Annotated in this window: 12 protein-coding genes; 9 read left to right on the top strand and 3 right to left on the bottom strand. The window is 55.6% G+C overall.

Annotated elements, in window-relative coordinates:
- Nucleotides 1-1,996: hypothetical protein (locus tag WC903_08930; protein MFA5894068.1), on the bottom strand; the 1,996-nt coding region annotated here is incomplete at its 3' end.
- 22 nt (nt 1,997-2,018) lie between these two features.
- On the opposite strand from WC903_08930, the gene WC903_08935 reads away from it, so the two are divergent.
- From WC903_08935 to WC903_08950, 4 genes are all read left to right on the top strand, one after another.
- Nucleotides 2,019-2,639, top strand: coding sequence for a sulfite exporter TauE/SafE family protein (locus WC903_08935; GenBank protein ID MFA5894069.1), 621 nt, complete (start codon nt 2,019-2,021; stop codon nt 2,637-2,639).
- Between the two features lie 114 nt (nt 2,640-2,753).
- Nucleotides 2,754-4,178 (top strand): AmmeMemoRadiSam system protein B, encoded by a 1,425-nt coding sequence (gene amrB / locus WC903_08940; protein MFA5894070.1) that lies wholly within the window; start codon nt 2,754-2,756, stop codon nt 4,176-4,178.
- Between the two features lie 79 nt (nt 4,179-4,257).
- A complete protein-coding gene (locus WC903_08945) occupies nt 4,258-4,566 on the top strand; it encodes a nucleotidyltransferase family protein (protein ID MFA5894071.1) in 309 nt (102 codons plus the stop codon).
- Entirely contained in the window at nt 4,556-4,888 is a 333-nt protein-coding gene (locus WC903_08950) for a DUF86 domain-containing protein (protein MFA5894072.1), read from the top strand. The genes WC903_08945 and WC903_08950 overlap by 11 nt, the downstream gene beginning before the upstream one ends.
- Before the next feature lie 109 nt (nt 4,889-4,997).
- Here the strand turns inward: WC903_08950 and WC903_08955 are convergent, their stop codons facing one another.
- Together WC903_08955 and WC903_08960 are read right to left on the bottom strand one after the other, a co-directional pair.
- Nucleotides 4,998-5,414: a YkgJ family cysteine cluster protein gene (locus WC903_08955; GenBank protein ID MFA5894073.1), complete on the bottom strand. Its 417-nt coding sequence runs from the start codon at nt 5,412-5,414 to the stop codon at nt 4,998-5,000.
- 11 nt (nt 5,415-5,425) lie between these two features.
- The gene (locus WC903_08960) at nt 5,426-6,619 is read right to left on the bottom strand and encodes a glycosyl hydrolase family 8 (GenBank protein MFA5894074.1); all 1,194 of its coding nucleotides are present in this window, start codon (nt 6,617-6,619) and stop codon (nt 5,426-5,428) included.
- Between the two features lie 68 nt (nt 6,620-6,687).
- Between WC903_08960 and WC903_08965 the strand changes: the two genes are divergently transcribed.
- From WC903_08965 to WC903_08985, 5 genes are all read left to right on the top strand, one after another.
- Entirely contained in the window at nt 6,688-7,083 is a 396-nt protein-coding gene (locus WC903_08965) for an Rrf2 family transcriptional regulator (GenBank protein ID MFA5894075.1), read from the top strand.
- A gap of 19 nt (nt 7,084-7,102) precedes the next feature.
- Nucleotides 7,103-7,399, top strand: a complete 297-nt coding sequence (nrdD, locus tag WC903_08970; GenBank protein MFA5894076.1) for an anaerobic ribonucleoside-triphosphate reductase — start codon at nt 7,103-7,105, stop codon at nt 7,397-7,399.
- Nucleotides 7,400-7,477: 78 nt separating this feature from the next.
- Nucleotides 7,478-9,046, top strand: coding sequence for a hydroxylamine reductase (hcp, locus tag WC903_08975; protein MFA5894077.1), 1,569 nt, complete (start codon nt 7,478-7,480; stop codon nt 9,044-9,046).
- A 53-nt stretch (nt 9,047-9,099) separates the two neighbouring features.
- Nucleotides 9,100-9,558 carry a ferritin family protein gene (locus tag WC903_08980; GenBank protein MFA5894078.1) on the top strand — a complete coding sequence of 153 codons (459 nt, stop codon included), beginning with the start codon at nt 9,100-9,102 and terminating at the stop codon, nt 9,556-9,558.
- A gap of 4 nt (nt 9,559-9,562) precedes the next feature.
- A partial coding sequence (locus tag WC903_08985) for a heavy metal-associated domain-containing protein (protein ID MFA5894079.1) occupies nt 9,563-9,716 on the top strand: 154 nt, incomplete at its 3' end.

Genomic DNA, 9,716 nt, shown 5'->3' on the forward strand with positions numbered 1-9,716 from the left:
CGGCCAGGGGGAAAACGGCGCCGATCGGCAGGGCGATAAGAAAAGAGGCCAGCGGGAGCGGGCAGACCTTCAGGGTAAAGTGCAGTCCGAGCAGGACCAGGAGCAATGACCAGACGGCCAACCTGATAACCGGAGTTTGCTCCGCCCGCGCGCTAATTCGCGCAATAGCGGCATAACCACCGGTCGCCAGGCCGGCCATGAAAGCGGCGCTCAATAAACCGATCAATTGGTAGAGGTCGCCGTAATCTGATTGGCAGGCATAGATGACGGACAATTGCGCGGCGAGACCGGCCGCGCCCAGCACGAAAACCAGCGCGGGGGCGCGGGTTGGTTTGACCAGCCTGGCCAACACATTTAGACCGCAACCAAAGATAAGCAAGCCGATCAAGAGTTGAATAAGATCAAGCCTGAATATGGCCAGTAGTGGCCCGGTCAGGGCCGGCGAGAAAAAGCGGCTCCAGAGGAGGAGCTCGTAGAAATATGAAACAGGCCGGGCCGCCGTGTTGAGCGGGGTCGGCTGGTCGTCCTCAATAACAGCACGTAAATATTTGACTTTGTCCGGCCAGAGGAGGCCGGCCAGCGCCGCGCTGTTAAAATATCTGGTCTTGATATTTTTCCTCGACCAGAGCCTGAACAGCGCGGCCCGTTCACTGGGGAGCGGCGCGTCGGAAGCATAAAAGTAATTGTAATTGCCGGGGATGACCAGGACGTGGGGGAAAACGCGCCCGACAGTTTGCCGGAGGGAGCGGTTGAGCAAGACCAGTTCCCGGCCCAGGTAAGCGTCGGCGGTCGGCAGGTGGAAGGTCAGGATCCCTCCCGGCCGTAATCTTCCGCGGCACAATTGGAAGAACTCCAAAGTGTAGCAGCGATTGAAGACCGTGCTGCTTGGCCCGGGCAGGTTGATCAGGATAAGATCATATTTTTCTTTCGTCTGCCGCAGATAATTGACCCCATCAACGGCCAGGATATTGGCCGAGGCGTCCAGACCGAAATATTGCCCGATCAAGGCGATCAATTTCTGGTCGAGCTCGAGGCAGTCCAGGCGCTGGAGCGGATATTTCTTTAATTCGTTGATCAGGCCGGGCCGCGCGCCGCCGATCAGCAGTATCCGGCCCAGTTCGGCCCGTGGCAGGAGGGAAAGATGAGCGACCTCTTCGTCGTTTTGCCGGTCGGCGCCGGCCAGAAGCAAGTTGCCGTTTTGGTAGAAGATCGTCGCGGGGCCGGAGCGGGTGACGATTATCCGGCCGTAGGGCGAGTCCGCGACCTCGACCAGCCGTTGCGGGCCCAGGCTCAATTGGGTCGAGACGCTATTCAACCATGGTCCGCCCAGCAGGAGCGCCAGTCCCAGCACGGCCAGTCCGCCGCCGATGAAGGTGATCTTGCCGCGAGCTGATTTTTTCCCCAGGAAAAACAGGGTCACGGCGGCCAGTAAGTTCAGGAGTCCGGCGATCTGGAACGGGTCCAGGAAAATGATCAAGAAAAAGCTTAAAGCCGCTCCGCCGCCCAGTGCGCCCAGGGCTTCGTAAATATAGACCAAGCCGACCTGTCGCGGCGGGTCGGCCTGGTTTTCGGCCAAGAGGAGGCTCCCCAGCGCGAAGAGGAAACCGAGCGTCAGGGTCAGGGGCGCCAGCAGGGCGCCAGTGGCCCAGAGGGTGGCCGGCAGGCCGGCTAGAGCGCCGCCGGCCACTCCGCCCATAACTTTTATCACCCTGGCCAGAAAGATCTCGCCCGGCAGGAGCAGGGCGACCAGCGCGAGCCCGGCGGAAAAAGCAAATATTCTATCCTTTATTTTATGGGCGAATTTACCGAGCAGCCAACTGCCGCCGGCGTAAAGGAGGAGCCAGGAGAAAATGACCAGGCCGTAGATCAGATCGTTGCCGGCGCTGAAGTTGATCAGTTCGCGGACCAGGAGGAATTGGGCGGTCAGCGCGGCGGCGCCGGTCAGGACGAAAGCCAGGGGGAAAATAACGGTCTTCTGATTGCCGCTGTCCGTCATATGGGTTATTATATACGCCGCTATGCCGACAGGCAAATTACTCTCACTGTTCGCGCAGGGATTCGTCATCGGGGCAGGCCCTTGCTTGCTGGTTTGCGCGCCGATCCTCCTCCCTTTTATTGCGGGGACGCGGCGGACCTGGCAGGAAGGGCTGAAGGCCGCTTTGCTCTTTGGCTTGGCCAGGTTAGGGGTCTACACCTTGCTGGGGGGAGTGGTCGGTTATATCGGTTATTATCTCTTCCAGCTTTTTTACAGCCGAGCTTGGGGCGTGGCTCTTTGGTCGCTGGCCGGCGCCTTTATCATTATCTTGGGTCTGCTGGTCCTGGGCGGGAAAGGAAATGATCATCGGCTCTGCCGCTCCCAAGGTCCGATCGTGTTAGGGCTAGCCATTGGGTTGGCACCCTGTCTGCCGCTGATCGCGGTCCTGACCGAGATCATGTTCCTGGCCAGCGGTTTTTTTCAGGGCGCTCTTTATGGCTTTACTTTCGGTTTGGGGACGGTGCTTTCGCCGTTGCTCCTGATCGGCGTCTTGGCCCCGATCTTGCCTGGTAAATTCCCTCAATTGGCCAAGGTCTTCAATCTCATCTGCGGTTTAAGCTTGATCGGGGTGGGGCTTTATCTTCTGCTGCGCGTCCTGAGTTAAACTGTTGCTCGGAAACCTGCGAATAAACTTCGCGGTTTCCTCGCAAGAAAGAAAAATACTTGGAACCGCGACGTTCAGTCGCAGGTTCCAGTAGAGTAATGTTATAATTGCGGTATGCGCCGGTTTGTTACGTTCTGCTTGGCCCTGTCGTTTACGGTCACGATCGGTTTGGCGGCTACGCGCCCGCCGGCCGTCGCCGGTTCTTTCTATCCGGCCGATAAAACCGAGCTGGCCTTCCAGATAAATAAATTTCTTTCGAAAGTGCCGGGCGAACCGGTCACGGGTGAGCTCGTCGCCTTGATCGTTCCCCACGCCGGGTACCAGTTTTCCGGCCAGGTCGCGGCTTACGGTTACCAGCAACTGGTTGGCCGGTCGTTCGATCGGGTTATCCTGATCGGCGCCAGCCACAAATTCTCTTTTGACCAAATAGCGCTGCCGGGCTGTGACGAGTTCGCCACGCCGCTCGGTAACGTGCCGGTCGACCGTGATTTTATTGCTAATCTGACCAAACTGAACAGCCGTTTTGTCGTAGACGATGAGCCTCACCTTGCCGAGCATTCGCTGGAAGTCCAGTTGCCTTTCCTGCAAGCCACTTTAGGCCAGTTCAAGATCGTCCCGCTCCTTTTCGGCAATATCTCCTTAGCTAATTGCCAGGCGCTCGCTTATGCTTTAAGCTACCTGGTCGATGACCGGACCCTGATCGTGGTCAGCACCGACTGGTCGCATTACCACCCGTCTGACCTGGCTAAGCGGCTGGATGATAAAGGGATAAAGGATGTGGTGGCGGGGAGCCTGGAAGCGTTTATCCGCGACCTGGCGGACGGGAATTGCGAAGCGTGTGCCGCCCCGGGGGTGATCACCGCTCTGCTGCTAACCCCGGCCCTGGGAGCGAATCGGACCGAACTGCTCAAGCAAGCTAATTCCGGCGACACGACCGGTGATGTCTCGCGAGTCGTCGGCTACGCGGCGATCGCTTTCCAGCGGGTCGCCGTGCCGCTGACGGTTGGTGAGCGGCAGAAATTGTTGAAGATCGCCCGGCGGACCGTGGAAAATAAATTAGCCGGCAAGAAATTGCCGGTCTTTACTCCGCCCGAGCCGGCGCTCAATGAGCCGAGAGGGGTTTTTGTCTCCTTGAAAAAAGAGGGGGAACTGCGCGGTTGTATCGGATATATCGCGGCGGCGAGGCCCCTCTTCCAGGCGGTGCAGGAGATGGTGGTGGCGGCGGCGACGGAAGACCGGCGATTTTCCCCGGTGACCAAGAGCGAATTGCCGGCGCTGGCGATAGAGATCTCGGTCCTCTCCCGTTTGGTGAAGATCAAAGATGTTCAAGAGATAGAGATCGGCCGGGATGGGTTGTACATAATGAAAGACCAAGCCTCCGGCCTTTTGTTGCCTCAAGTGGCGGTGGAGTGGGGTTGGGATCGCGCGGAATTCCTGAAACAGGTCTGCTTAAAAGCCGGTTTGCCGGCCGAGGCCTGGCCAGAGGCCGACCTATATCGTTTTACCGCCGATGTTTTCCACGAAACCACAGCCCGGTAAAACTTCCTTCCTCACAACGCGATCATGAAACCGCCTGAGAATTTTGACATTTGGGCATTATTTGAGTAAGATAATCTATATGGTTGACAAGGAAAAAATCAAGGAAATCATCAGTCAAGCGATTAAGCAGGGGCCATTTCGAAATGACATCAAAAAGGTTTCGCTCTTTGGTTCTTTTCTGAAAGGCACCCAGAAAGAAGATAGCGATATTGATCTGCTCGTGGAGTTCGCCCCAACCGCGCGAATAGGTTTTTTTAAATTTGTTGATATTCAGAATAGTTTTGAAAAAAAACTTAGTAACAAAATTGATTTGTTGACATCGGAAGCGATCAGTAAACATTTTAGAGCGGAAGTATTGAAACAGGCCGAAACAATTTATGAAAGATGAGCTGATTTACCTCGAGCATATTTTTGAGGCTATCCAGAAAATAGAAAAGTACTTGCTGAATGTTTCCTATGATCAATTCAGCGACAATGACATGCTCATTGACGCTGTCGTCCGTGAGCTGGAAATAATTGGAGAAGCGGCAAACAAAGTCGGCGTGGAAGCAAAGTCCCGATATTCAACAATGCCGTGGGGCCAGATGATCGGCATGAGGAATCGCTTAATTCATGAATATTTCGGCGTTAATAAAAAGATTGTTTGGGAAACCTGCTCGGCTGACCTGAAAGAACTTAAAAAGATATTGATCTCGATTCTTCCCCGCTAAAAAAGCCAAGGCAGCCGTAACTATTCAGGTATGCTAAGAATCCCCATACTTCCGCCAAAGGCGGATCCGCCTCGGGAGGAAAAGTATGGGGAATCGAAATTCGGGATAATTATTCCACTATCGTTTTACCGCTGATGTTTTTCACGAAACCGCAACCCGGTAGCAACTGCGGCTCTTTAAAATAATCGACCAGCGGATAATTGCGGCAGATGTTGGGGCGCCAACGGTAGTTGCCGCATTTACCCTCCGGCGTTTGGTGCCGGCAATTGAAGATGAGCGAGTGGTACTCGCGATCGATCTCGATCAGCCGGAAACCAAACAACCACGAGATCCAGCGGACGGAGAGGCCGGTGAAGAGCTGGCTCCGGACCTGGGCCGGGGTCATGGTCAGGATGATCCGGCGGCAGCATTCGCCGCATTGCCGGCAGCGGCCGGTCAGCCGCCAACGAGTGGGAAAAAGGCGCTTGACCAGACTGGTCAGCCAATTATCAGCCAGAACAAAGATCATGATGGCTCGTCTCAACATGGGCGAGCCAATTATCCCCAACCTCGCAAGGATTGTTCAGGTTGTTTTTGTTTGGTCGGCCAGAGGTCAGGCCAGTTGCCGGATATAATGATCAAAGAGATCAGCCGGAGAGTGTCATTGAAATAACCGAACCGGCCGCCGGTCCCCAGGCCGACCAGCTGGGCATAACACTTGTCGAGCCAGGCCTGTTGGTTACTCGCGGCCAAGGCGGCGACGGCCAGCGGGCCGACAAAGGGGGCGTTGTTATAATTACCGGTCGGCGTCCCGTCGAGGCGATAACCGTCGACGATCAGTTCCGGCCGGCCTTGCGTCGCCTTGACCGCCCAGGCGGTCAGTTTCTTTAGCTCCCGGCTGTGCTCGCCGTTCCAGCGAAAATCGAGCCCAAGTTTTAGCGGGATATGGGTGGCGTCGTAGGTGTAATTGTAGCTAAGGTAAGTGCTTCCCCCCTTGCTGGTGCACCAATCGGGGTAGAGGCCGGTGTCGTAATGGGCGGAGAAATAGCCGTAGAGCATTTCGGCCCGGCGGAGGAGCTGGCCGAAGCGGCGGTCGTAGCTTTCCCAGGAGCGGTAATAGGCCGGGTTGTAATATGAAAGGTTGGTGATGCCAAAACCGCCCCATTTGGTCCCCGGCTTAAGGATAAATTCTTTCCGCTTATTGGTCGCGACCTCATAAGCCATGATCTTTTTCAGCAGAGCCTTGGCCGCGCGCAAATAATCGGCGTCCTGCCATTGCTTGTGGGCGTAAAAGAGGGCGAGGGCGACGTTCTGGTCGGCGTCGGAGGCCGATTCGATATCATCCGCGATCCCGGCGCGGGAGATCTTCCATTTCATCAAGCCGTAATTATTTAGATTGGCCCGGTAATAGCGCCAGAGGCCGTCGAAATAACTTTTCGTCGGGTGGGCGTCATTATCCATGATGGCGGTGATCAGCATTCCCCAGCCGATCCCTTCCGACACGGTATCGTAGTCGTAGGCGAGGTAGCGGTGGACGCGATAGGCGCCGGCCGGGCACCCTTCGGTCGTGACATAACGGCCTAACCAATCAAGAAAAGCGGCGTCGGTTACCCCGTCCATGACCTCGGCCGAGACGTTGGGGGAGAGGCCGAAAACTGGCCGTTTGGCTTCGGGGAAGGGGAGGTTGCCGGCGGCGGCGTGGCCAGCCGCGCAGCAGGCCAGGCAGAGGGCCAGTAGCAGGATTCGTTTCACGGTGTTAAGTATAGCAGAAAGAAAATAGCCCTTGACAATTATTTGAATAGGTATAACATATACCTATTATGAACATTACGCGTGCCTCTGATTTCGCGATCCGGATCCTGGTCCGTCTGGCGGTGGACGGGGAGGCGACGACCTGCGAAGCGTTGGCCAAAGAGATCGACGTTCCTTATAACCATGTGGCCAAGATCGTCCAGTTGCTGGCTCGGCGCGGTTTTCTTTTGACCCGCCGGGGGAAGTGTGGAGGACTAAGTCTGGCCGTTGATCCGCGCCGGATCTCACTGGCCGATGTGATCGAGGCGGTCGAAGGGCCGCTGACCATCAGCCACTGCGTTTTGAGGAAAGAGAGTTGCCGCTTTAGCCCGAAGTGCAAGGTTAGAACATGTTTTGGCGCCGTTCAGGCTAAGATCAGGGGGATGCTGGCCGACCGGACTATCTTAGAGATGGCAAGAGCGTAAAAATGAAAGGGGGTGAAATATGACTTTAGATGAATTGAACGCCTGGTTGGAGAGGAGCTCGAAAGTGCAGTGGGCGAGCGATGATGCCGGTAATCTGTATTTCCGGCACGAAGAATACGATGGCCTGGAAGATAAAGTGAAAATCGAGCCGAAAGGGCTGGCGCAGATCACCGTCCAGCAGTTGGAGCAGATCCTGGTCGGTGGGCGCAATATCGATCACATTACCAGAGTGACCGGCTATTTTTCGCGGGTGAATGGTTGGAACAAGGGGAAGCGGGGAGAGTTGGCGGATCGGCATCGGGTTTCTGTTGGATAATGTTTCGCGGGAGGGGTTCCTCCAAGTGTTTGTCTGGAGGATCCCCTCCCAGGTTTATTAGAAAGAAGAGGTAATAATATGAATATGTTTTGTTATCAATGTCAGGAAACGGCCGGGAATAAGGGGTGTACGGTAGCTGGCGTGTGCGGCAAACCGTCCGAGGTTGCTAATTTACAAGATGAATTGATCGCCCAGCTGCAAGGGCTGGCTATTTGGGCTACTGCTGCCCGGCAGCGGGGAGTCATTGATGACCAGATCGACCTCTTGGTGGTCGAAGGGCTCTTTCTGACGGTGACCAATGTGAATTTTGATCCCAAAAGAATGGAGCAAAAGATTGCTCAAGCCAAAGAGCTGGTCAAGAAGACCGGGGCCACTATTCCGTCGGCGCTTGGCGCTTTAGCCGAAAAGAACGAAGACTTGCGATCATTAAAACAACTCCTGCTTTACGGGTTGAAGGGGTTGGCGGCCTATGCCAATCATGCTTACATATTGAAAAAGGCCAGTCCGGAGATCTTTGCCTTCATTCATAAAGCGCTGGCCGCGACGGTCCGGAGCGATATTTCTGCGGATGAACTGGTCGGATTGGTTTTAGCTGCCGGGCAAAATGGGGTGGCGGTGATGGCGCTCCTCGATAAGGCAAATACCGAAGCTTACGGTCACCCGGTGATAACCAAAGTTGCTACTGGGACGAAAGCGGGGAAGGCGATCCTGGTCAGCGGTCATGACCTGCTTGATCTTGACGAGTTATTGCAGCAGACAGTGGGGAAGGGGATCAATGTTTACACGCACGGAGAGATGCTGCCGGCCAACGCTTATCCCGGGCTGAAAAAGTATCCGCATTTGGCTGGTAATTACGGTACGGCCTGGCACGCCCAACAGCGTGAATTCGCGAACTTTCCGGGCGCGATCTTGTTCACCACCAACTGTATCCAAAAACCGTTGCCCAGTTATCAGTCCAACCTTTTTACGGCCGGTCTGGCCGGCTGGCCGGGAGTTTCCCACATTGCCGATCGGGCAGATGGAAAACAGAAGGACTTCTCGGCGGTGATCCAAAAAGCGCTCTCGCTCCCCGGTCTGTCGGACAAGCCGGGTAAAGAGTTGACGATAGGCTTTGCCCACAACACTATCTTGAGCCTGGCGGACAAGGTCGTTGCCGCGGTGAAGTCGGGGGCGATCAAACGTTTTTTTGTTATGGCCGGTTGCGACGGCCGGTTGAAAGAACGGCAGTATTTTACCGACCTGGCCCAAGCTTTGCCGGCCGATACGGTTATCCTGACCGCCGGCTGTGCCAAGTTCCGTTATAATCAGCTCGAACTGGGCGATATTGGCGGGATCCCGCGGGTCCTTGATGCCGGCCAGTGCAACGATTCCTATTCGCTGGCAGTGGTGGCGCTCAAACTGGTCGAAGTGTTCGGGGTGAAGAGCGTTAATGAATTGCCGCTTTCTTTTGACCTCGGCTGGTATGAGCAGAAAGCGGTCATCGTCCTGCTGGCCTTGCTTTATCTTGGGGTCAAAAATATCCGCCTCGGCCCGACCGTGCCGGCCTTTCTCTCGCCGAATGTTGTGAGGGTTCTGGTTGAGAAATTCGCCATTAAACCGACGGGGGAAGTTAAGGCCGACCTGGCGGAGATGCTGGCGGGTCGTTAAGTGAGGGTAAAAGGATTTGACCCCGGTGTCCAGGGGGTGTCATAATTAGCCTCATGAGTAACGCGGCAAATAATAATATCGAGGCTATCCTGATCGCGCTCAAATCAGAGAAGAAGGCGATCGAGTATTACAGCCGGGCCGCCCGCCGGATCGTCAACCCGAAGGGGAAAGAAGCGCTGGAAAAGATACTGAAGGAGGAAAAGAAGCATTTCGACCAGCTCAAGCGGATCTATAAACATACCACGCATCGCGATCTCAAAGAGCACGAGCTCGAACATGTCGGCGCGACCCTTTCCCCGCTGACCGAAGAGCATCTGGCCGATAAAGAAGCGAGCGACCTGGAGGTCTGCCAGATCGCCCTCAAAGATGAAGTTGACGCCAGGGCTTTCTACCTTAGCGCGGCCGAGAGCGCGGCGGACGAGACGACCAAACAGACCTTCCTCGACCTGGCCAGAGAAGAGGAGTCCCATTCCCATTCGATCACGCGGATCTGCAAGATATTAGCGGGGTGACCTCATGGCGAAGGAAAAATTATTCATCTCTATAGCCGGGATGCACTGCGCCTCCTGCGTCACCTCGATCGAGAACGCCCTGCGCGGCTTTCGGGGCGTCATTTCAGCGAACGTCAACTTTGCCTCCGAAAAAGCGACCGTGGAATACGATCCCGAAA

Source organism: Candidatus Margulisiibacteriota bacterium, from assembly GCA_041658645.1.
In the GTDB taxonomy this organism is placed as follows: Bacteria; Margulisbacteria; WOR-1; order O2-12-FULL-45-9; family XYB2-FULL-48-7; genus JBAZZV01.